23 protein-coding genes are annotated in these 23,402 nt (G+C 40.2%); 13 read left to right on the top strand and 10 right to left on the bottom strand.

What is annotated here, in order from left to right; all coding sequences use genetic code 11:
* Nucleotides 1-241 precede the first annotated feature (241 nt).
* From MKX97_RS14365 to tatA, 6 genes are all read right to left on the bottom strand, one after another.
* The gene (locus MKX97_RS14365; protein ID WP_342536290.1) at nucleotides 242-1,450 is read right to left on the bottom strand and encodes a hypothetical protein; all 1,209 of its coding nucleotides are present in this window, start codon (nucleotides 1,448-1,450) and stop codon (nucleotides 242-244) included.
* Nucleotides 1,451-1,465: 15 nt separating this feature from the next.
* Entirely contained in the window at nucleotides 1,466-2,290 is an 825-nt protein-coding gene (locus tag MKX97_RS14360; RefSeq protein ID WP_342536289.1) for a hypothetical protein, read from the bottom strand.
* The gene (locus tag MKX97_RS14355) at nucleotides 2,287-2,976 is read right to left on the bottom strand and encodes an ABC transporter ATP-binding protein (protein WP_342536288.1); all 690 of its coding nucleotides are present in this window, start codon (nucleotides 2,974-2,976) and stop codon (nucleotides 2,287-2,289) included. Before MKX97_RS14355 ends, MKX97_RS14360 begins: the two co-directional genes overlap by 4 nt.
* Before the next feature lie 17 nt (nucleotides 2,977-2,993).
* Nucleotides 2,994-3,362 carry a GntR family transcriptional regulator gene (locus MKX97_RS14350; protein ID WP_342536287.1) on the bottom strand — a complete coding sequence of 123 codons (369 nt, stop codon included), beginning with the start codon at nucleotides 3,360-3,362 and terminating at the stop codon, nucleotides 2,994-2,996.
* Nucleotides 3,363-3,947: 585 nt separating this feature from the next.
* Nucleotides 3,948-4,694 (bottom strand): twin-arginine translocase subunit TatC, encoded by a 747-nt coding sequence (tatC, locus tag MKX97_RS14345; protein WP_009498602.1) that lies wholly within the window; start codon nucleotides 4,692-4,694, stop codon nucleotides 3,948-3,950.
* An 18-nt stretch (nucleotides 4,695-4,712) separates the two neighbouring features.
* On the bottom strand, nucleotides 4,713-4,901 hold the full coding sequence (gene tatA / locus MKX97_RS14340) for a twin-arginine translocase TatA/TatE family subunit (RefSeq protein WP_009498601.1): 189 nt from the start codon (nucleotides 4,899-4,901) through the stop codon (nucleotides 4,713-4,715).
* A 180-nt stretch (nucleotides 4,902-5,081) separates the two neighbouring features.
* On the opposite strand from tatA, the gene MKX97_RS14335 reads away from it, so the two are divergent.
* The 3 genes from MKX97_RS14335 (at nucleotide 5,082) to MKX97_RS14325 (ending at nucleotide 8,345) form a co-directional block, all read left to right on the top strand.
* Complete coding sequence (locus MKX97_RS14335) at nucleotides 5,082-5,855, top strand: gluconate 2-dehydrogenase subunit 3 family protein (protein WP_040759832.1); 774 nt, start codon at nucleotides 5,082-5,084, stop codon at nucleotides 5,853-5,855.
* 30 nt (nucleotides 5,856-5,885) lie between these two features.
* Nucleotides 5,886-7,628, top strand: coding sequence for a GMC family oxidoreductase (locus MKX97_RS14330; RefSeq protein WP_009498599.1), 1,743 nt, complete (start codon nucleotides 5,886-5,888; stop codon nucleotides 7,626-7,628).
* Between the two features lie 138 nt (nucleotides 7,629-7,766).
* A complete protein-coding gene (locus MKX97_RS14325) occupies nucleotides 7,767-8,345 on the top strand; it encodes an SCO family protein (RefSeq protein WP_342536286.1) in 579 nt (192 codons plus the stop codon).
* 278 nt (nucleotides 8,346-8,623) lie between these two features.
* On the opposite strand, the gene MKX97_RS14320 is transcribed toward MKX97_RS14325, so the two are convergent.
* Both MKX97_RS14320 and MKX97_RS14315 read right to left on the bottom strand, forming a co-directional pair.
* Nucleotides 8,624-10,000, bottom strand: coding sequence for a HAMP domain-containing sensor histidine kinase (locus MKX97_RS14320; protein ID WP_342536285.1), 1,377 nt, complete (start codon nucleotides 9,998-10,000; stop codon nucleotides 8,624-8,626).
* 8 nt (nucleotides 10,001-10,008) lie between these two features.
* Nucleotides 10,009-10,710 (bottom strand): response regulator transcription factor, encoded by a 702-nt coding sequence (locus MKX97_RS14315; RefSeq protein WP_342536283.1) that lies wholly within the window; start codon nucleotides 10,708-10,710, stop codon nucleotides 10,009-10,011.
* Nucleotides 10,711-10,857: 147 nt separating this feature from the next.
* Between MKX97_RS14315 and MKX97_RS14310 the strand changes: the two genes are divergently transcribed.
* The 3 genes from MKX97_RS14310 to MKX97_RS14300 are packed head-to-tail and all read left to right on the top strand — an operon-like array spanning nucleotide 10,858 to nucleotide 13,818.
* Nucleotides 10,858-11,625, top strand: coding sequence for an ABC transporter ATP-binding protein (locus tag MKX97_RS14310; RefSeq protein WP_342536282.1), 768 nt, complete (start codon nucleotides 10,858-10,860; stop codon nucleotides 11,623-11,625).
* Nucleotides 11,612-13,465: an ABC transporter permease gene (locus MKX97_RS14305; RefSeq protein WP_342536281.1), complete on the top strand. Its 1,854-nt coding sequence runs from the start codon at nucleotides 11,612-11,614 to the stop codon at nucleotides 13,463-13,465. Before MKX97_RS14310 ends, MKX97_RS14305 begins: the two co-directional genes overlap by 14 nt.
* Before the next feature lie 2 nt (nucleotides 13,466-13,467).
* On the top strand, nucleotides 13,468-13,818 hold the full coding sequence (locus tag MKX97_RS14300) for a YxeA family protein (protein WP_342536280.1): 351 nt from the start codon (nucleotides 13,468-13,470) through the stop codon (nucleotides 13,816-13,818).
* A gap of 134 nt (nucleotides 13,819-13,952) precedes the next feature.
* On the opposite strand, the gene MKX97_RS14295 is transcribed toward MKX97_RS14300, so the two are convergent.
* The gene (locus MKX97_RS14295; RefSeq protein WP_342536279.1) at nucleotides 13,953-15,572 is read right to left on the bottom strand and encodes a thiamine pyrophosphate-binding protein; all 1,620 of its coding nucleotides are present in this window, start codon (nucleotides 15,570-15,572) and stop codon (nucleotides 13,953-13,955) included.
* Between the two features lie 426 nt (nucleotides 15,573-15,998).
* Here MKX97_RS14295 and MKX97_RS14290 point away from each other — a divergent pair, with 426 nt between their 5' ends.
* The gene (locus MKX97_RS14290) at nucleotides 15,999-17,348 is read left to right on the top strand and encodes an FAD-dependent oxidoreductase (RefSeq protein ID WP_340760255.1); all 1,350 of its coding nucleotides are present in this window, start codon (nucleotides 15,999-16,001) and stop codon (nucleotides 17,346-17,348) included.
* Nucleotides 17,349-17,418: 70 nt separating this feature from the next.
* On the opposite strand, the gene MKX97_RS14285 is transcribed toward MKX97_RS14290, so the two are convergent.
* Nucleotides 17,419-18,711: a Na+/H+ antiporter NhaC family protein gene (locus tag MKX97_RS14285; RefSeq protein WP_078818488.1), complete on the bottom strand. Its 1,293-nt coding sequence runs from the start codon at nucleotides 18,709-18,711 to the stop codon at nucleotides 17,419-17,421.
* 293 nt (nucleotides 18,712-19,004) lie between these two features.
* On the opposite strand from MKX97_RS14285, the gene MKX97_RS14280 reads away from it, so the two are divergent.
* The 6 genes from MKX97_RS14280 (at nucleotide 19,005) to MKX97_RS14255 (ending at nucleotide 23,390) form a co-directional block, all read left to right on the top strand.
* Nucleotides 19,005-19,481 (top strand): S-ribosylhomocysteine lyase, encoded by a 477-nt coding sequence (locus MKX97_RS14280; protein ID WP_040759829.1) that lies wholly within the window; start codon nucleotides 19,005-19,007, stop codon nucleotides 19,479-19,481.
* Nucleotides 19,482-19,750: 269 nt separating this feature from the next.
* Nucleotides 19,751-19,873 (top strand): hypothetical protein, encoded by a 123-nt coding sequence (locus MKX97_RS14275; RefSeq protein ID WP_281250679.1) that lies wholly within the window; start codon nucleotides 19,751-19,753, stop codon nucleotides 19,871-19,873.
* A gap of 343 nt (nucleotides 19,874-20,216) precedes the next feature.
* A complete protein-coding gene (locus MKX97_RS14270) occupies nucleotides 20,217-20,339 on the top strand; it encodes a hypothetical protein (RefSeq protein ID WP_009498585.1) in 123 nt (40 codons plus the stop codon).
* Nucleotides 20,340-20,526: 187 nt separating this feature from the next.
* On the top strand, nucleotides 20,527-21,930 hold the full coding sequence (locus MKX97_RS14265) for an MATE family efflux transporter (protein WP_342536277.1): 1,404 nt from the start codon (nucleotides 20,527-20,529) through the stop codon (nucleotides 21,928-21,930).
* 195 nt (nucleotides 21,931-22,125) lie between these two features.
* Nucleotides 22,126-23,076 carry a bile acid:sodium symporter family protein gene (locus tag MKX97_RS14260; RefSeq protein WP_221838309.1) on the top strand — a complete coding sequence of 317 codons (951 nt, stop codon included), beginning with the start codon at nucleotides 22,126-22,128 and terminating at the stop codon, nucleotides 23,074-23,076.
* 80 nt (nucleotides 23,077-23,156) lie between these two features.
* The gene (locus MKX97_RS14255; protein ID WP_246603143.1) at nucleotides 23,157-23,390 is read left to right on the top strand and encodes a hypothetical protein; all 234 of its coding nucleotides are present in this window, start codon (nucleotides 23,157-23,159) and stop codon (nucleotides 23,388-23,390) included.
* Nucleotides 23,391-23,402: the final 12 nt, after the last annotated feature.

Below are 23,402 nucleotides of genomic sequence, written 5' to 3'. Positions count from 1 at the left end.
ATCTTTTTTATGCATTATCTATCATTATTTCAACCGAGTTAATCCATTTATGAACTTTGTAGGTGTAAAATAGCACGTGTGAAAAATTCATAGTTGTTTGAATCAACATGAATGTACAAATAACGTGAGAGTTTGGTGTACAGATATCCTAAAATAAAAAGGTTGAAAATAAATACCTATACAAGGAGTATGCATGATTTTTTAGATCGTGAGAGGTGCTAGATTCTCATTTTGAACTAATTCAGAAATCTGCACCTTCCAAAATCTCATAAATATATAGATGATAATCCTCCTGTTTATTTCTTTGACTTTTTACTTCCAATTTCCCTTCATATAATGATTCTCCCGTTTCCAAATCTCCTATAAAGAAGATATGCTCTTTATTTGTTGCGGAAACGGCATATAACCTTCCATTCATCACTTTCAAATAAGGATTTTCATCATCCGTTGTATCTGCTATATCAAATATCAGTTTTTCATCCCATTTTTCGTTTTCTATGTCATACTGGTTGACCTCTATACCATTCGCTGTTTGTAACGGAATAAAGATTGTGGAGTGAAAGACAGCAGATGCTCCGCCTATAGAATCAAGTATTTCATCAGGAACAGCTAATTTTTTAGTCTGGTTATTTTCTATATCGTAAACCACGTATTCATTAGCAATTATGTTTGGTTGACCATCATCTTGCATGCTTTTTTCTTCGGAAGCCTCAATGTGAATCAATAGATATTTACTTTTCTCATTGTAATCTCCAGCATTGATTACTCGTATATCAGTCCAGCCATATTCTACCGTCGGTGTAGAAGCGATTGTGTCATTGTGTACCAACTTTTGCCCTTTCAAATTAACCGTATATGCATGGAATTCGCCTCTGCCATCCATAAGAAGGTTATGGGTAATTATCTTTAATTCGCCCTCTATTACTTGGACCTTCTCAACACTCATCCAACTGTACTTTTCTCTTTCTGGTACGTCTAATTCTAAGGACGTAATTTTTTCTGATTTTTTATTGAGTACTTCAATTTCAAAGGTTAATTCTTTCATCGGTTGTTCATAAAAATTCTCCGCTTGAATTCGGGCATATGCTACTGTATTTTTATCTTCAAAGAAATGATTAGCTGTTAAATCCTTGCTGCGCATAAAGCTCCTACGCTCTTTTACCAATCCTTCAAGAGTCGGCGGAACACTCATCCTCTCTATTTTTTTGAGAAAAGGTAAATGATTTGGATCAATTGTTTCTTCACTTGTGATTTGTAAGGATTGAGATCTATCGCCTGCCTGATAATCCCCGGTTAAAATTAAGTTCTTTACTTCATTTTCATTGCCACTTATTTTTTTAAATTCAATTTCCACATGATTGTTTGTAGCGAAACTCGACTGTATATAAAATGTTCCAATACTAAGTACGATAACCAAACAAATTGAAATAATTTTCCAATAGCGTTTCATGTATGTGACCTCCCATCAAACTCTTACTTTATTTTTTATTAGGAAATTAGCAGTCCAAATGGAGCAAGCCGCCACAACAAGACCTGTTGCTAATTCCATGAAAAATAGTTCTGTCGGATAAAAGTAATTCTTCAAAACAAATGTATTCACTAGTAACGGTGCAAAAAGGACGAGTTGGGAAGCAGCACAAAAAAGAATGCCATACATAATTCCTTTTACTCGGTAAGAACGTTCAAACAAAATAGCCGTGAAGACAATCGATACAACCCCTACTCCAGCAGCATAGTAAAGAACAAACTCACCAAGAGTGTTTGGTATTAACAGAGCCACATTTGGAATGCGTGTAATTTCATTAATAGAGAGATCGGTACGAAACTCACTTGGTACTATCCACTTTAAAATTTTGTTCTCCACTGGCATTAAAAGCAGTTGCAATGCAATGAGGCCCAGAACGTACAGTAAAATCGTTGCAGCCTTGGCCAAATAGACTTGAATGCGCGCAATTGGTAACATGAACAAGCGGTAACTAAATGTATTTTTTCCGAACCAGTCCCGATACCAAATAAAGAAAACATAAATCAGCAGGGTAGCAGCACCAAGTGCAATGGGTCCCATAAACCAAGCTGATTGGGAAAAATCATAAAAAGAGATCGGCGCGAGTTGAATATCGCCCTTCGTAATATGCTCCTCGTTAATCCATTCATTTGCCCGATTTACATGCATTCGTGCTGTTGTAATAACGCCAATGATCTGAGTGAGGATCGTAATTCCAATTAAAACGAGATACAGTTTAAAAAATCGGTTGAACTCGAAATTGACCAACTTCAGATATTGTTTCATGCTTCATACACCTCTCTCATTACATCAACTACCGATTTACCTTCTTTTTCTCGTATTTCTTCCGTATCAAATTCTTTTAAAACGACGCCGTTATCCAGTAAAACGACTTTATCAATTAAATGCTCAATATCATTAATTTCATGGGTCGTTATAATGACGCCCCGGTCTTCAATTAAATGACTCGTAAATACATCGGCTATTTGTTCACGGCTGAATATATCAATTCCGGAAAACGGCTCGTCCATTAAGACATAATCGACATCCATCGCTAAACCGAGTATCAGGTTTACTTTTGCGGTATTTCCTTTAGATAGATCAGAAATTCGATCTGTCTCCTGCAGCTTAAAAAACCGAAGAAGTTCACTGGCTCGTGCCTGATTCCAGCTGTCGTAAAAATCAGCCATGAAGACGAATGCATCCCGTATTTGCATTTGCGGCAACATCGTGATCGTATCTGGTATAAAAGTGATTTTTTCATAGCTTTCTTTATGAATTTTTTTTCCGTCAATCAGAATTTCACCGCTCGCAATGGGGGTTAATGCCATAATCGCTTTCATAATTGTTGTTTTCCCAACACCGTTAATACCAATTAAACAAGTAATCTTTCCTTTTTCAGCTGTAAAAGAAACACCATTTAATACTTTCTTCTTACCAAACTTTTTTGTAACATCTTTTATCTCAATCATAAGAATCCCCCATTCCATTAGTTTCCTTCTTCATACTTATCCTTCGCTAAATGCAGGGCCTCATGAATAGGAATATTGATTGAACGAATCGAATGAACGAATGCATCAACGGCCTCTAAAATCAATTCCTCTCTAACCATTTCTAGTACTTGCTCATCCTTTGAAATGCGACTGGGTAAATTCCCCTCCGTAAGTATCAAACCTTGTTCCTCCATTTCTTTATACGCCCTTTGCGCCGTATTTGGATTAATTTTAAGCTGATTCGCCAGTTCTCTTCTCGATGGAATCTCCTGGCCGGGTTCAAAGTAACCTGAGGCAATTTGTTCTTTAAAATGCCGGATCACTTGTACATAAACAGGATCACGATTATTAAACTTGACTTTCATAGATCCAACTCCTAAAAACGTAATATGTTTAGCGTATTAAGTGGGTAATACAGTGATTGCAAAAAAATAGCATCTGTTTTCAAGCATTGTAGTAAAACCCGTCATACAGCCGTGATAAAAGTGCGTATTAAGTCATTCATACAGTAACTTTAAAAAAGTCTTCCACTGCATTCAAGCGCAGTTACACCTCGTGCATATAAGGTATAAAAGAATTTAAACGTATTAATGGGTTAATACACTCTACAATATGTATTATATGCGTAATACACTTTTATTGTCAACATCACAGTCATAGTTCAAGATTATTTACGAGCAGACCAAAATATAAGTACCTACGTGGAAAACATTCATGATTGTACAAATTAACGGATAATTTGTCGCACAGGTACCTTTTATCAAAAAAGTGTGGTAATGAAGTAGCTTTTATGTTGAAAAGGAGCGATTACTTTTAAACAACACACAAAAAAGAGCTCGAAATATTAGGGCGTTACATGCGTCAACAGGATGGAATACCGTTTCCTTGTATCACCATGCTTGTTCCTCCAATTTCAAACTCTTTCAAAATAATATATTCATATGGTAAAGCTAGGTTACTAGCATCTCTTCCTCTTCTTGTTTCAAAAGACGCCTTTTCTCAACTCTTGCTACAACACGAATACTTATTTCATATAATAAAATCATTGGTATTAAAACGAGTAATTGACTAATAAAGTCCGGCGGTGTAATCACTGCAGATAATAGCGCTAAAATAACATAGGACCATTTTCTTGTTTTTTTCATTGTTGCTACCGTCAATACTTCAATCGTTGCTAAAAATAAAGCAACGATTGGTAATTCAAACATTAAAGCAATTGGTACGGTTGTATATAATAAAAATCGAGCATATTCACTAGCGGATATCATCACATCAAAATGAATTGCACCTAAACCTGTTAGAAAACTATAACTAATCGGATTAATCACTAGATAGCCAAACGTTAAACCAAATAAAAACAATAGAAAAATAACTGGTGTATATAAACTAAAAAATTTACTTTCACGTTTTGTCAAACCTGGCTTAACAAATTGATAAATAAAGTGACATATAAAAGGTATTGACAAACCAATCGAAAGGGCTAGTGATATCGTCATATAAAATGACAACACATCAAATGGACTAAGAATCAGTAGTTTATAGTCTTTTATTATATAGGGAAACCAAAAGTGAATCGTACTTAACGCGAAAATAAAAACGATTGTAAATACTACTGCCGACTTGATTAACTGTCTTCTTAATTCGTCTAAATGACCGAATACTGCTGGATCATTCATTCTTTTTGATTCTTCAGGCATCGTAACACCTACTTTTATTCACATTTTTTTCTTTTCTTCCGATTCTTCATTGTCAAAATCCATGATCTCCTTTGTTGATTTCTTAAATTCCGCCAATGTTTTGCCGACTGCCCCACCAATTTCAGGTAACTTTCTTGGTCCGAACATAATTAAAATAATTACTAAAATAATAATTAATCCTGGTACACCAATAGCCGCTAGGTTCATATACACCACTCCTCTTATATTATCGATTCTACAACCTTTTTATCATCTTATGAAATGTATTATACATAATATTCACACTACAGAGATGTTCAGCTAGATAAGTCATTCTCAATGTAACTGTTTTCAGTGCGTCATAATTCAAGCTAGTCACACCATAGTATGTTACTAGGAGGGGTGCATATGTCGGATCAGAAAAAGCAAGAGAAGAAAAATGAGGACAATCAGCCCGAACAAGAATCGAGACGTCGTTTCTTGAAAAACTCGGGATTAGTTGCTGGTGGTATTGTTGGTGGTGGTTTATTAGGTTCATTTATCGGCAATCCATTTACAAAAGACATCACAACATCCAATAAAGATGAAAGACCTAAAAAGGAATTTACAGAAACAAGAATGTTTTTCACTCGATTTGAAGACTTTTTTGTATTAGAAGCAGCAGTAGAAAGAATTTACCCTGAAGATGGTAATGGACCAGGTGCAATTGGTTTAGGTGTTCCATATTTTATAGATAAACAATTAGCAGGCCCGTATGGTTCGAATAAATTCGACTATATGAAAGGTCCTGTTCAAGAAGTAAAAGTTGCCTCATCTTATCAGACGTTAATGTCACGTGGTGAAGTGTTTATTGAAGGTATTCGAAAGTTGAATGCTGAAAGTCTAAGAAGCCAGGATGCAAAGTTCTATGATTTAGAAGGCGAACAACAAGATGAGATACTAAAAGCAATGGAAGCTGGAGAAATCGGATTGCGTGGTGTTAAAGGTCCTACATTTTTTAACTTATTACGTCAAATGACGATTGAAGGAGCGTATGCTGACCCGCTTTACGGTGGAAACAAGAATATGATGGGATGGAAAATGAAAGAACATCCAGGAATTCGTCCAGGTTATAGTGATTTAATCGAAGAAGAGAAATTCCAAATCATTGAACGAATGAGTTTAAAAGATTATCAGGGCTAAAAAATAAAGTAATATTTCAGGAGGATTGTCATGGCTATAAAATTAGACAAAGTAGATGTTGTCGTAGTGGGTACTGGTTGGGCTGGTGGAATCCCATCAGCAGAACTAGCAAAGAAGGGATATAAGGTAGTAGCTCTAGAACGAGGAAGGGATCACGACCATAGTGATTTTGTTGGCTCTAAAGACGAGCTGCGTTATGCATCTCGCTATGAAATTATGACAGATAACTCTATTTCAACTGTCACAGCGCGCGGTACTTTAGATGAAGAAGCATTCCCACTTCGAACGCAAAGTGAAAATTTTGAAGGTAACAACGTTGGAGGTAGTAGTGTACACTGGTCAGGCGTTACACAACGTGGACGTAAATTTGATCTCCAAGCACGTTCTATTACGATTGACAAATATGGAGAAGATAAAATTCCGGCAGATATGAATTTACAAGATATGGGGATAACATATGAAGAATTAGAACCTTATTTTGACCAATTCGAAAAAACAGCTGGTACATCTGGTGAAGATGACCCAATGGGACCACCACGTAGTGATAGTTATCCTACAGGACCAATGCGTCCTTCATACCCAGTAAAATTATTTAAAGAAGCAGCATCCAAATTGGGATACCATCCAATTATGATACCGTCTGCCAACCTTTCTGAGCAATATGAAAATCCGGATGGAGAAACAATTAACGCTTGTCAATATTGTTCATTCTGTATGATGTATGGTTGTGATTTCGGCGCGAAATCAGACCCGGTAGCAACAGTTATTCGTACAGCTAAGAAAACAGGTAATTATGAAATACGTACAGAATCTTACGCACGCCGTGTGATACATAAAGACGGAAAAGCTTCCGGTGTTTTGTATGTAGACATGCGGACGGGAATGGAATATGAGCAACCTGCCGACGTAGTTGTTTTAGCAGGTTACACTATCTCTAACACACATTTAATGTTACTTTCGGAAATTGGGAAACCATATGATCCAAAAACAGGCGAAGGAGTTATTGGTAAAAACTCTGCCGGATTAGCATCTCCAGGTGGAAGTGCGACTGGTTTCTTTGAAGATAAAAAATTCAACTTATTTATGGGTTCAGGTTCCTTAGGCGGTACATTTAGTGATCTGGATAGTGACAACATCGATAATTCTGACTTAGGCTTTATCGGTGGAGGGATTTGTGAAATTCGTCAACGTGGCTCAGGGCCGATTGGTTCCAACCCAGTACCACAAGGCACACCACGATGGGGGAAAGAATTTAAAGAAAAATCACTTCACTACGCAAATCGTATGTTAAGTGTTGGATTCATGTCACCATCATTCGGTTGGAAATTTAACTATATGGACTTAGACCCAAACTATACGGACATGTTTAATGACCCATTATTAAGAATTACACACTCGGTTACTGAACAAGATAAAAAATTCTCAGAGTACTTTAGTGCACGTGCAGAAGAAATCATGAAGGAAATGGGAGCAGACATTATTGAGAAGGGTAATCCACCTCAAGAATGGAGGCATACACAAGGATATGGTGAAACAAGTGGCGGGGTAATTATGGGAGATGACCCAAAGACTTCAGCAGTAAACAACTACTCTCAAGTCTGGGATATGGATAATTTATTCGTAATCGGAGCATCTGCATTACCACATAAAATTCCTCAACAAACAGGTACACTCGGTGCATTAGCATACCGTGCTGCTGAAGGAATTGACAAGTACTTATCAGATGGTAGCGGGTTACTAGTTGAAAAGAAATCAAATGCAATAAAAGCATAAACAGCCAGTTAATTTGAATACATGCAATGGGACGTAAGATCATACTACGTATATATATTTGACGTAGTATGAACCTCACGTCCTTATTTTTAATAAATAATAATCCATTGATATTGTAGTAGAAAGGGTGTTACTATTTTGAAAAATACATCGTTCAACATCATCCTACTCATCTTTACACTTACACTTGTCGCTTGTAGTAACGGAAAAATTGAATCAAACATATCCGCGACAGTTGCAGACTTCGAATTTACAGACCAACATAATGAAACATTTTCATCAGAACAATTAAAAGGCGACTGGTGGATTGCTTATTTTTTCTATACGAACTGTAAAATGGTCTGCCCACAAACAACAGCCAATATCGTAAACGTTCAAGCGACACTATGGGACGCTGGTATGACACCACCAATCATTGGCTTTAGTGTAGACCCTGATTTCGATACACCAGCAGTACTTCAAGATTTTGCAGCAATATATGATGCAAACTTCGAAAACATGACCTTTTTGACCGGATATGACTTTGACAAAATAAAAGAACTATCCAACAAATCCTTTAAAACCGTATTAGACGGGGGAGGACCAGAAGACCATGTATATGCACATAGCACATCTTTTTTCCTTATCAATCCGAAAGGCGAAGTCATCAAACGGTATGACGGCCTATCGAAACTAGATTATGAAAACCTCATTGCAGATGCGAAAAAAGTAATGTGAAAACAAAAACTTCATGATTCAAACAATAGGTTTTCATTTGCCTTCCTTATGAGAACGACATAGGGCCGGTATCATACGAAAATGCTTGGATTATTGGCACGGACTTAGTACGGACTGTACGCGATACGAAATACCGCGATGTGCTGGCTGTCGGAACGTATACACCATGGAACAAACAAACGTATTTTGGATACTACGCGAAAGATATTGGCTTAATTCAAAGGGGCGATGGTAGTGGAAAGCAAGTAATGGAAGGTGCCTGTAAAGTAGGCACCTTTTTAATTTAAGAAAATCTCTACTTTCGTTCCTTTTCCAATGTCACTCGTCAATGTAATATGTCCTCCATGTGCCTCGATAATGTCTTTCGAAATGGCAAGCCCAAGTCCAGTGCCGTGAATGTTGTCCGTATTGGATCCTCTGTAATAACGGTTGAATATTTGTTCAATGTCTTGCTTTGCAATGCCTTTCCCATCGTCTTCGATTGTGAGCCCTGTATCCGAAACACTAATAGTGATCGCTATGTCACGATCATTATGAATAATCGCGTTGTGAATGAAATTCAAAATGGCTCGTTTCATTAAATGCCGGTCGATACTCCATATTGCATTGTGTGCGTTGCCTTCAAATGAAATTGCGTGATCGCTGTATCTCGGGTCGTTCAATACATCTATAACTATTTCGCAGACGAAGCTTGCGGGACGTGTATCTTCACGATGTAATGGCATTTCCTGATTACGTAAGCGCATCATTAAATTAAAATCATCCAATAGATCCTTCATATAAATGGATTTTCGTTCGATGATTTCCGCATACTCTGCACGTTCCGATTCCATCACGTCTTGTCCACGTAGCAATTCTGCAAAGCCTCGAATGGATGCGAGAGGCGTTTTTAAGTCATGCGAAACATTGCTAATCCATTCTTCGCGCATCTTTTCAAGCTTCATGCGCTCCTCTTCATGGGCCTGCAATGTTTCAGAAACTGAATTCAAATTTGAAAAGACTGGTTTGAAGACACCTTGACGCTTCATTTTTTGGATGGAGAAATTTCGCTCTTTCAGCTGTGAAATCCGGTCGATTATGTACGAAACCGGCTTTGTTATGATCATGCTAAAAAGCAATCCGACGAGCATTGCGATAAGCAGATCGGCAATTGTAATGCCGACGAATGCTTTTGATACATAGGACAGGAATGACTGGGCATTGAACATGAAGACAACACGCTGTTCAGTGGAATTTTGAACGCCCAATAAATAGCTGTATTCTTCAAATTGACCGACATAATACGTTGTTAATTGATCGTCCATATACTTATAAATATGGACGAGCTCAACCGGACTGTAGTGTGTAGGTGCATCTTTGGGTGCAAGGGCAGCAGTAACGACATGCCCGTTTGAATCTAGTACTTGGAGCCAACCGCCAAATTCCCGAAGTGCCTGAATCCCTTCGTCTGTAATGAGGGGCTGCTCATTTTCCGTCGACAGATAACGAGAAAATTGGCGGGTGAAAGATTCGCCGGTATCAGTAGATAAGCTGTCATTGCCGTTTGTCTGTTGGAAGTAAAGTACACCGATTAATATAATTAAATTAACGAAAATGACAATAAAGACAATGCTCAAGACTGAAAATAAGTATTGGACAGTCAACTTCCATTTCATCGAATCACCTATTTCACAATGAATTTATAGCCCAATCCTTTTACGGTTGTGAGATATGCAGGCTTTGATGGATGATCCTCAATTTTTTCGCGGAGGCGGCGGATATGAACCATTAACGTATTATCCGCACCGAAAAAGTCTTCCCCCCAAACACGTTCAAAAAGTGTCTCTTTGCTCAAAATTTGATTTGGATTCTGCATGAAAGAAGCCATCAATCCCATTTCTTTAGCTGTCAGTTCCAAAGCTACGCCGTTCTTCAGTACTTCGGTTTGCGCCTCGTTCATAGAAAACGGTCCAATGGCAATCTCTTTAGGTTGGGAAGTTGCCTCTATTTCATGATAGCCAGCACGTCTTAATTGGGCTTTCACCCTGAAGGCGACTTCCTTTGGGCTGAATGGTTTTGTAATATAGTCATCGCCCCCAAGAGCGAGCCCTAAAATTTTATCTGTTTCGTCGGATTTTGCTGATAGAAATAAAATGGGGATATGGGAAACTTCTCGAATCTTTTTGCATAAATCATAACCTTCCCCATCTGGAAGCGTGATGTCTAAAATTGCTATATCCGGCGAGAATGCTTCAAACTGCTCCCAACCTTCCCTTACGGATCCAGCCGTTTTGATCTCCGAAAAGCCTTCCTTCATAAGTGCAGTTTCCATTAAATGACGCAGATCGCTTTCATCATCAACGATTAAGATGCGTGGTTTTTCCAAATGATACACTTCCTTTCAAGCAACGTTGACCCAAGTATAAAGCAATTCTCTAAAACCCGCCCGTATTTAAGGATAATGTAAGGTCGGCGTAAAATTAGCTTAAGGTTCACCAAGTATTGTAAAGATATACGAAAGAGGTGCAACTAAATGGTGTCATTATTACTTGTGAAAGACGTTGAAAAAAAATACGGAAAAGATGCGAATACATTCAAAGCGCTTGAACATATTTCGTTTGAAATCGATCATGGTGAGTTTGTTGGAATTATGGGTCCTTCGGGAGCAGGGAAGTCCACGTTGCTGAATGTCCTAGCAACGATCGATACACCTACAACTGGAGATATTTATATCGGGAAGGATAACATTGCAAAGATGAAAGAAGAAAAACTTGCGGATTTTCGGCGAGACCATCTAGGATTTATCTTTCAAGATTATAATCTATTGGATTCGTTGACTGTCCGCGAAAATATCTTATTGCCATTAGCGATTGCAAAAATTAAACCAGAGGAAATTGCTAAGCAGGTGGATGAAATCGCGGGTACATTCGGCATATCAGACTTGCTTAATAAATACCCGTATCAAATTTCAGGTGGACAGAAACAGCGTACAGCAGCAAGTCGCGCATTAATTTCCAATCCGAAAATAATTTTTGCGGATGAACCGACAGGCGCGCTCGATTCAAAGTCGGCCACAGATTTGCTTGAAAGTATGAGTTCGTTAAATGAAAAGCATGAAACGACGATTATGATGGTGACACATGATGCTTATGCAGCAAGTTTTTGCCGCAGAATTTTATTTATTAAAGACGGACGGCTATCGAAAGAGATTTTTCGTGGAAGTAAGACGCGGAAAGAGTTTTTCCAAATGATTTTGGATGAATTGGCGCAAATGGGCGGTGATGTGAATGACGTTATTTGAATTGGCGTTGAAAAATATCCGCCGCAATATGAAAAGCTATTCGCTTTATATAGGCTCCACCGTATTTTCCATCTTGATATATTTCACATTTGCTACGTTAAAATATAGTGAGGACATTAGTGGAATGGCTGAAACGTCAAAGCAGATTAAAGGAATCATGGGGGCATCTGCATTTGTGCTCATGATTTTCGTAGCGATCTTCATATTGTATTCCAATTCATTCTTCATGAAAAAGCGGAAGAAGGAAGTTGCGCTCTATTCTTTATTAGGCGTACGCAAAAAGTCGATTGGATTCCTTTTGTTCTTTGAGAACATGGTGATTGGGTTGGTATCCCTCGGTATTGGTGTTGTTTTAGGCTTTTTGTTGTCCAGAATGTTGCTCACCATTCTCTTGAAGCTGATGGGTCTCGACATCGTTGCTGGATTCGCTTTTTCAATGAACGCGCTAATTAATACATGTATAGTATTTTTCATTATTTTCTTATTCACTTCGTTGATGGGACATCGTATCATTTACCGTTTCAAGTTGATTGATTTGTTCCATGCGGAAAAAAAGGGAGAGAATGTGCCGAAAGCAAGGGTCATCACAGCCGTACTAGGTGTGGCGTCGTTGGCAATCGCGTACTATCTTGCCTTGCAGGACTTAACGGAATCACAGGTATGGCGTGTGCTTGGACTAGCAACCCCGATTGTCATCATCGCCTTTACAGTACTCGGCTCGTATTTGCTGTTCCATAGCGTATTAGTGTATGTGCTGTCAGCTTTGAAAGGAAATGCACGCTGGGCTTGGAAAGGTCTTCATATGATGACGGCGTCACAGCTGCTTTACAGGATAAGAGGAAACGCGAAAACGCTAACGCTAATTACGATATTGAGTGCGACGACCATTACATCAGGAGGCGCAGTTTTCGGTGTTTATTACAATGCCGAAAAAAATGTGAGAGATTATACTCCTTACACATTCATGTGGGAAGGAGAGAAGCAGGCTATCGACACGTCGATAATCGAATCGGAAATCACGTTCTATAGCAAGATGATCCGAGTTGCACTCGATAAGTATGAAATGGAATATGTTGTAATTGATGAAGCGACCTTCGGCAAGTTGGCAAAGGATTTAGGTTGGTCAGATATTCAAAAGTTACGACAGAATGAGGTCTTTGCAATCGATGCATTTTTTGATGAACGCTGGTCTGAAAAATTGGATTCTGTAACGATAAATAAGGTAGAGTTTCCAGTCGCCAAATTCTATAATAAAGTGCTGTTCAATGTCGAGACGTTAGGTGGAAATGCAATTGTCGTACCGGAACAACTGTATGACGAAATCAAATCCGATGAGACACTGATACAAGCTGTCCAAGTAACCAACTATAAAAACCAGTCTGCTGTATCGGACCGGTTAGCTGCTTCGACCGAGAACTTCTCAAGTGCGACAGCGGATTATAAAAATACAATCGAATCGTTGGGTGCATTGCTTTTCGTGGGAAGCTTTTTAGGGCTTGTCTTCCTCGTCGCAACAGGCAGCATCATCTTCTTCAAAATGATGACTGAAGCGGAAGAGGATAAAGCGAAATATGCAATTCTTCATAAAATTGGCGTCTCAAAAAAGGATATGAACAGGACGATTCGTGGGCAGGTCGGCGTCATCTTTACAGTTCCGCTTGTTCTTGGACTTATTCACGGAGGCGTTGCATTGGTCGCAGTGTCCAATATGTTCATGATGGATTTCCTTGTGCCAGTCGTCATTTGGATGTTGGCTTACACAATGATTTACGCGATGTACTATTTTGCTACGGTACGCAGCTTCATTAAAACAATTAGAAGAGGATATTTGGAGGGGTAATTATGAGAAAAGGATTAATTCTGGCAGGTGTCATCGCCGTGTTATTAGCTGGGGCTGTCTTTGCGTTAGCAAAGGTGGACTTTAACAGAATGGGGAAAGGCAATGCCTACTATCATATCTCACCAGCGCATTCGGTTGAAGAGACAAAACTGGACTCAGGTGAAATCATGAAAAGATACTTGTATACTGGTCCTGCTTATAAAGAAAATGGTAAAGAAATCGAAGTAGAATTCACAGCAGCAAAAGAGCTGCGAGAAGGCGCATATTTGAAGTTATATCTGACTAAAGGAGATGACGTCACTTCTTATGATGAAGTGAAATTGTCAGATATTCCCGATAAGGTGAAGTTTTAAATTCTAAGTTAAACCCGTCCAAACACTATCGGACGGGTTTTTTTACTTTATAAGAGAAACATTTATGATAATTTGAATTGGCGTAAAAGTGTCAATAAACGTGTAGATTTAATGCATGGTTAGAATGAAATGTTTTACCCTTCCGTTTCAGGAAAGAATGCCTGGGCTGTAGAGATGTCTACCAGTGAAGGACCGTTCGTCTGGAATGCTTCTTTCAGCAAATATTCTAGCTGGGTCTCTGGCTCTGCCCGAAATCCTTTCCACCCGCAAGCTTCCGCTACCTTCACGAAATCAGGGTTTGTTAAATCCACACCTACTTCTTTCTTCCCCATGACGTTAATTTTGTCTCTCTCCATTTGCAGAGCTCCATTATTTAACACAACGACGGTAATATTGAGTTCATAACGGGTGGCAGTCAATAGATCTGCAAGCGTCATTTGAAGTCCACCATCCCCGACTACCGCTACTACTTGTTTTTCAGGGTTTACGAGCTTCGCGGCCATCGCAGCAGGAAGGCCAAAGCCCATCGTCCGCCAATAACCTGAAAATAAAACGGTTTGATCTTTCTGCTGGAAGTTACGGTTTGTCCACACCGTAACATCTCCTGTATCAAGTGCCAAAACAGCGTCTGCAGCTACTGTTTGGTCAAGGGCATGGATAATTCGCGAAGGGTGGACAGGATAACCCGCAGTGCTGCCTTCTTGATTGTTTTGTTGAGCCCATTTCTCTTTTATTTCTTGGCAGCGGAGCACCCAGTCTTCTTTTTTGGAAAATCCTTGAAGGCTCTCTAATAAGAGAGGAAGAACTTCTTCACTTTTACCGGCGATACCGAGTTCGACGGGAATGCCTTTTTCAAATTTACCAAAGTGGCGATCAATCTGAATTATGCTCGCGTCGTTCGGCACATATCCTTCCGGCCACCAGGTTGTTCCTGCCAAAAGCACAACATCTGCTTCTTTAAATAATTCAGCAGCATACGGATTGCCTCCTTCGCCGATTCCTTGCAAAACATTTGGGGAAGGCTCATTAAATAAGCCTTTTCCACCTAAGCTTGTCAGAATGCCAGCTCCCCATAATTCAGCAAGTTTCTCCACTTCTTTTATAGCGAAAGTAGCCCCGGCGCCTGCGAGAATCATTGGACGCTTGGCTGTTTTCATTATTGCTGTTGCCTTTTCCAGACTATTTTCCGTAAAAATGGACGTGCCCTCTATAATATTGGGCAATGGACGAGGTTTACTTGAAGCAGACATTGTAAATAAATCTTTTGGAATAGACAGATGGGTGACAGCCCGTTGCCCGAGTGATGTTTGTGCCGCTTTTTGAAGAAGTTCGACCGTTGCATCGGGGCTTGCTAAATTAGCGGAATAAGAGGCGAACGGCTTCATTAGCTCCTGCTGGTCTACATATTGCGGGAATTCAGTGCCGATTTTATCACTCGGTGCTTGCCCCGTAATTGCCAGTACAGGAGCTTTGTCAGCATAGGCATCTCCCAGCCCGTTCAGTAGATTGGCCGCTCCAGGACCCATTGTCGCTGTACAGACACCGAGCTTGCCTGTTAGTTTCGCCTCCGCAGATGCCATAAAAGCAGCTGTTGACTCGTGTTTAACCGCAATGAATTGAATTTTATTCTGCTTGGCCAATGCATCGATAAGTCCGATAATGGTATCGCCCACAACTCCATAAATACGTTTTACACCGAACAAAGACAATTGATCAAGCATTAATTCAGCAACCGTCTGGTCTGTTTTTTTCATAACATGCGAACCTCCTGTATTTATTATTTTCGACTTGAAGGATATAAAATGTTTTAATCTTCATTCTTATTGTTCTTTCACTTAAAAGCACCGGTTAAACATTATTCTGCTTTTATAAATATTGCCTTTAAAATGATTGCTATGGTGAATCTTCTTATATATAAATGTAAAGACGATTGTTATTTAGCGATTAGGAAATAAGCTTCATCCATTTCCAATAATAGTATCCGGCTACTGCACAAAGAGTAAACCTTAAACCGGAAATAATGGCGCTAGTCAGAGAATAATTATGAAGTATAAACGTTGAACCATTAGTAAACAGGGTACTAATGAAAGTAATAGGGTGAAGGCGGGAATTCTTTTTTACAGGACAGCTTCAGTCAGGGCCAGACAGAACGTTACGCCATTTTAGAAAGGAATGTTCATATGAAATATGTGATTATTGGCGGTGACGCAGCAGGAATGAGTGCTGCCATGCAATTATTGAAACATGATCTAAGTGCGGAGATTACAATTTTGGAGCAGGGAGCGGTGTATTCCTACGCGCAGTGCGGAATGCCGTATGTGATTAACGGGGTTGTTAAGTCGGTGAATGATCTCGTTGTACGCAGTGTGGAGACGTATCGGAATAAATTTGGGATGGATGCGCGTGTGCACCATCAAGTGGAGAAAGTCGATACGGAGGAAAAGTTGGTCTCGGGAAGAAACGTAAAAACCGGCGAATCATTTTGTATACGATACGATAAACTACTTACAGCAAGCGGGGGAAGTTCATTTATCCCGAATTGGAAAGGAGTTGATTTGCAGGGCGTTTATTCGGTAAAGACACTAGCGGATGTTGAAGCAATCATGAAGAAAGTTGAAAATGGTATTGAGGATGTCACAATTGTAGGAGGCGGGTATGTCGGGTTGGAAATGGCGGAAAGCTTTAGGTTGCTTGGAAAGCGTGTTAGGATATTGATCCGCAGTCGGCAAGTGGCAAAGACATTCGATGAAGAAATGGCAAAATTAATTGAAGAAGAAGCTGAACGTCATGGCATCGAGATTTTATACGAAGAGGTATTAGAAGAGATTATTGGGGAACATTTCGTCACGTCTGTCCGCACAAACAAACGTACATACGAGACGGATGTTGTCCTGGTTGCGGCGGGTTTGCGTCCGAACACAGAGTTTCTTAAGGAAACGGGAATTCATTTGGCTAAAAACGGAGCGATTTATGTAAATGAATGGATGGAAACAAATGTGGTGGACGTCTATGCAGCAGGTGACTGTGCGATGCAGTATAACCGTATTACACAGGTGGATGAGTATACGCCGCTCGGGACGCATGCGAATAAACAGGGCCGGGTTGCGGGGTTGAATATGGCGGGAAAGCACCGTGCATTTAAAGGAATTACGGGCACATCCATTTTGAAATTCATGGATTTAGCTTTAGGGAAGACCGGGTTGTCTGATCGGGAGGCGTTTGCAGCAGGTATTGCGTATTTGTCGATGATTGTGCGGTCGAAAACGCATGCATCGTATTATCCGAATGCAAGGTCGCTGACGGTTAAATTAACATTCAGGCGTGAAGATGGTTTGCTGCTTGGCGGGCAGGTGATTGGTAAAGCGGGGGTGGATAAGCGGATAGATGTGCTTTCCACTGCATTATTCAATGAGATGACAGTTGAGGAATTGGAAGATTTGGATTTAAGCTATGCGCCGCCCTTCAACAGTACATGGGATCCGATTCAGAGTGCGGCGAGAAAAGCGGTCGCCAAGCTGGAAGATAAGTAGGTAGAGGGGGAATTTGAAGTCTCCTGTCCGCAATACAGATGGCATGCGGAAGGAGATTCTTCGGAAAGTTCTAATCTGTTAACTGATCTTCTGCTGTGGGCAATGCAGCAGGCTGAGGAGCTATTTTATCCGACTTTTTCGTTTTCGGATAACCAATCAGGATTGCAACTATGCCACAAACTCCCATGAGTATCGGATAGAAAGAGTAAGGCAGGATGCTTAGGGGAGAAATCGCCGCGAGTCCGGCAGCTGCAAGCATTTGACCACCATATGGGACGATACCCTGCCAGCAGCTGGCAAACAGGTCGAGCAGGCTTGCAGATTTTCTTCGATCGACATCATACTCATCCGCAATCTGCTTTGCCAAAGGACCGGTCATCAGGATAGAGATTGTATTATTGGCTGTTGCGATATCTGCTGCACTCACAAGTCCTGCGATACCGAACTCAGCACCTTTTTTGGATTTGATTCGTTTTGAAATGAAGTTCATTAGGAAGTCGATACCCCCGTTGTATTGGATAATTCCGACCATCCCTCCAATCAAAATTGCAATGATTGCTAAATCCTCCATACTGATTATACCTTCTGCAACTGTTTGCAGGAACGATACAAAACTATAAGAACCGTCAATCATCCCAATAATACCCGCAAAGACTGTACCGCCGAGCAGTACGATGAGTACATGAACCCCAAAAAGTGCGGCTCCAAGAACGGCTAGATATGGTAACACCTTGATGAAATCGTAATGAAAATCTCCGGCAACTGTCGCGACATTCCCTCTCGTCAAAATACTTAGAAGAATTGCCGTTATAATTGCTCCAGGCAGAACGATTAAGAAGTTTATTTTAAATTTCGCATTCATCTGTGTTTGCTGTGTCCTAGCCGCCGCAATAGTTGTATCTGAAATCATGGATAAGTTATCACCAAACATTGCTCCGCCAATAACGGTTGCCATCGCGAGTGCTAACGAAATATCCGTTTGGGATGCAATTCCGATGCCGATCGGCGCCAGTGCGACTACGGTTCCCATGGAAGTCCCCATCGATATAGAGATGAAGCAGCCGATTACAAATAGACCGACCATCAGCAAGTTTGCCGGCAAGAATGACAAGCCTAAATTGACGGTAGACTCAACAGCCCCCATTCCTTTTGCGACTGTTGAAAAAGCACCGGCCAGAATGAAGATAACAGCCATCAGCATAATATTCGGATGGCCTGCACCTTTCGTGAAAATCTCCACCTTCTTCAGAAACTTTTCCTTTGGATTCATAGCCAACGCAATAAATGAGGCGATGATAACTGCCACATTTAAAGGCATACTTGAAAAATCCCTCGTCAGGATACCAGTTCCGATAAATAACATGACAAACACGAGTAGAGGGAACAGTGCCCACGCACTCCCTTTATCTCTTTTTAATTCTGTCAATAAAATCCCTCCAATTTTTCTGTCGATAGTTCTTCTGTGAAAACCCAGGAATCATTGCTTTGATAGCAAAACCAAGTAATTCTATCAGTATTATAAATTAAGAGAATTCTACCTCATTAAAAAATAGTTGTCAATACAGTAGTGGAAACCTTTAGAATAATTTATTTAATTACTTTACATATAGTATAGTATTGTGATAGGTTAAGTGTAATATTGAAAGGATGATGGTAATGGCTCAAGTTGAAAGTTTTCTGCTCGATCATACAAAAGTAAAAGCTCCATATGTCCGAATGGCGGGGACAGAACAGCACGCAAAGGGGAGCGCTCTCCAAAAATACGATCTACGGTTTCTCCAGCCAAATGAGGATGCTATGCCAACAGCAGCTGTTCATACACTTGAACATTTGCTGGCTACGTATTTACGTGATGAACTGGAAGGAATTATAGACATTTCACCAATGGGTTGCCGGACCGGTTTTTATTTGATAATTTGGGATGAACACGAACCGAAAGAAGTGGCTGCTGCGTTAACAAAAGTCTTAGAGAAAGTGATCATTACTGAACATATACCAGCTGTTTCTGCAGAAGAATGTGGAAATTACCGGGATCATTCTTTATTTGCTGCTAAGGAATACGCTAAAATTGTTCTCGAAGCGGGGCTGAGTGACGATCCGTTTGTACGAACTGAACTTGCGGAAAAAATTTAAAAGGTACCAGGCCCTGATACAATTTATAATTGTTCGGGGTCCTGGTACCTTTTATTGATGCATTCGGAGATTGGACACCACTTAAACATCAAAAAAACCTTTGTAACAAATCTGACAAATGTAAGCGTTTCGAGTTTGAATGAATTGTGAAAACCTTCACAAGGCTGTTTCAATCCGTAAAAAACAGTGTATGATAAGAGTAGTTAAAGAATTGGTCCAGGTTTCCAATACGGGAATCAAAATACAAACCAAAAAGGAGAATGAACAACATGTGGGTTATCACATTGTTCGAACAAGAAAACGTACGGATTTTTGAATATGCAGAGAAAGCAGAAGCAACGAATGCACTGAAAAACTTCAGCAAATACGCGCTTTTGTCTTATACAAAATAAATGGATCGACACCCCACCCGTGGCTATGAGTGCTGCGGGTTTTTTTGCCCAGTAAAGTATAACTTCCTCCTGTGAAATCTAGTGGTAATTTTGTATTCATTGAGGTTGTGGACACAGGACAGCAACTCTGAGTGAGGCTGCTTTTTCTTTCCTAAAAAAGTATATTAAAATCATATTCACAAAGCCTTCAAATGTAAGCGTTTCGAGTTTGAATGAATTGTGAAAACCTTCACAAGACGGTTCCAATCCGTGCAATACAGTGTATGATAAGAGTAGTTAAAGAAATTGGTCTAGGTTACCAATAAGGAAATCAAAATACAAACCCAAAAGGAGACTGAACAACATGTGGGTCATCACATTGTTCGAACAAGAAAACGTACGGATTTTTGAATATGCAGATAAAGCAGAAGCAACAGATGCGCTGAAAAACTTCAGTAAATATGCGCTTTTGTCTTATACAAAATAAATGAAATGCCCCCTAACTCGCAGCTATAAAAGCTGTGAGTTTTTTTGATTTCCACCTTCAATCGTCAAGCATCCGTGATACATAAAAACTTCACAAAATATCCAAGAAATATCATTATCTTCTCAGAGGAATTTATGGTAAGCTATTCCTGTTTTTCGATTTTGAAAGTAAAGAAGGAGATAGATAGATGGCGGCAACAGCAGCTAACGGCCCGGGGATGAAAATGAATTTATTTCATCTGACGTGGCCGATTTTTCTTGAGTTATTTTTGTTTATGCTGATGGGATTAGCGGATACGTTTATGTTGAGTGCATTGTCGGATGACGCAGTCTCTGGAGTGGGGACGGCGAATCAGTATGTCCAAATCGCAATTCTGGTACTAGAAGTAGTCGGAAATGGAGCTGCGATCGTGGTAGCCCAGTATCTTGGTTCACGCCGTTATATGGAGGCGGCGAAGATCTCTGCAATGGCTATTTCCCTCAACTTGTTGGCTGGACTTTTGATTAGTGGAGTTTTCTTGCTGTTCACGAGTCAGATGATGCGTGCTATGAATTTGCAGGGTGATATCCTCGCTCATGCGGAGACTTATTTAGTTATTGTCGGTGGCGGGATTTTCTTGCAGGCGATCATTAACTCGCTTGCAGCAATTATTCGAGTACATGGATTTACGAAGCAGACAATGTTTGTTTCACTCGGAATGAACATTATCCATGTGATCGGGAACTATGCATTGATTTTTGGGAAGTTCGGAATGCCGGCACTTGGTGTAAAAGGTGCGGCGATTTCATCTGTTGGAAGCCGTCTTGTAGCCGTGTTGTTCTTTTTATGGTTATTGTACAAAGTTTTGGATTATCGCATTGACTTCCAATTTTATTTCAAATGGTCAAAGCGATATATTACTCAAATTCTCCAAATTGGCTTACCTTCTGCATTTGAGCAAGTTCTTTATCAGGCGTGCCAAATTGTATTCCTTTACTATGTGACCTATCTTGGAACTGAAGCCCTTGCTGCTCGGCAGTATGCGACAAATGTGTCGATGTTCAGTTATTTGTTTGCATTGGCGATCGGACTCGGTACCTCCATCATTACAGGCAGATTGGTCGGTAGTGGAGAGAAGGATGAAGTATACAGCCAAGTATGGAGTTCGCTCCGGCGTGCGCTTGCATTTACTGCTTTCATGGTAGTAATTGTAATGGCGCTTCGTTATCCGCTCATGCGGTTGTTTACGGATAATGAAGCCATCATTCAGCTTGGCGCCTCCGTGTTGTTGCTGTCTTGTCTGCTGGAAACAGGCCGTACAGTGAATATGGTGATCATTAATTCACTTCGCGCGTCAGGAGACGCGAAGTTTCCGGTACTGATGGGAGCGATATCTATGGTGCTCATCAGCTTGCCGCTCGGTTACTTCTTTGTCTTTGTGCTTGATTTAGGGCTTGTTGGCGTATGGCTCGCTATTGCGACGGACGAATGGATACGGGCAATCAGCATGGCGTTGCGTTGGAAGAGCCGGGTGTGGGAACGATATGCATTGGTCGATACTTCTTCACAGAAAACGCTAATTGACACACCGGTCGAGCCGGATGTAGTATAAATGGACAGAATTCATCCCGTAGTGATTTAAGCTATGGGTTTTCTCATTTATTGAGAAAAATCAGGAGAAAGTCCTTCACTTTTAAGTGGGCTGTTAGAAAACAGAACATGACTGTACAGATGATCTTTGTGCTAAACTAACACTATATATTGTTGGAATTTTGAGTTATCTATTGCGATAAAGAAGGAGTATTCCATGTTAGTGAATTTAAATACTTGGCTGCAAAGATGGATCGCTATTCTAACACCACTCAGCTTACTTATTGGCGTGCTGTTTCATCAAGTTGGAGAACACCTGTTATTTCTTGTATCTTGGCTATTTGCGTTTATGACGTTTGTAGGAAGCTTAGGTATGAATGTAAAAGAAGTTCGCATGGTCGTGAAGCATCCAAGTGTTGTGTTGGTGAGCATTGCCTTTTTGCATATCTTGATGCCTGCATGGGCGTATTTACTGTCCATTTTGTTTTTTGATGATCATTTGCTGACGGTTGGCTTCGTATTGGCTGTGGCGGTTCCGACTGGAGTAACAAGTGTTATCTGGGTAACGATTTCGAAAGGAAATCTGCCACTGTGCCTGTCAATTATTTTGATTGATACGTTATCGGCCCCTCTAGTGATGCCGGTAGTTCTTCATGTAGTGGCTGGAGAAAGGATAGCTGTGGAAACTACCTCACTCATCTTGAATTTATTGTGGATGATTGTGATGCCGACGCTTCTTGGAATTTTACTGAATGAATGGACCAAAGGGAAGATCCAGACCACTTTGAGTCCAACATTAGCACCTTTTTCTAAGCTGAGCCTGTTCGCGATTGTCGCAATTAATGGAAGCTCGGTTGCTCCATATGTTAAAGTGATTTCGTGGGAACTGGTCGGCACAATTTTACTTGTGTTGTTTATCGCGGCATCCGGTTATGCAGCTGCTCTTGCGATGGGTCATTTACTTTGGAGAGATCCGGTTACTGCCACTACGTTCATGTATGTCGGCGGCATGCGCAACATTGCAATTGGTGTTGTAATCGCCACGACTTATTTCCCGGCGAAAGTAGCCATGCCGGTTGTATTCGGTATGTTATTTCAACAAGTGCTCGCCTCACTGTATAGTAAGGTCGTTGAATTATATAGAAATCGTTATGCACAGACAGTGTAAATGAAGTAAAAGCAAGAAATTGAATGGGGTATGTAGACAGCATGCTGCTTTATATAGCTATAGTACAAGGAGGAATTATATTGAACCCTGCACAACAGAAATTTCATCAATTTATACTAGAACGTGTACAGGAAGACAAAATGGATGAAGTTCAAGAATTGTTAAAAGAGAGTTTTCAAAAACAAGTTGATAAAAGCTTTGATCAAGCGTACATGCTCGAGTTTATGCCACGAATGAAAGCTTGTTTGAAACCTGAGCATGTCGTTGAAGTAGAACAGATCATGAAAGAATTTGGCGGCAAGTTCACAAGGTAACTTGGCAAAGAA

This window comes from Sporosarcina sp. FSL K6-3508, assembly GCF_038615825.1.
GTDB classification, from domain to species: Bacteria; Bacillota; Bacilli; order Bacillales_A; family Planococcaceae; genus Sporosarcina; species Sporosarcina newyorkensis.
The sequence above is the reverse complement of the archived record's forward strand: the minus strand, read 5'-3'. Positions and strand labels throughout refer to the sequence as shown.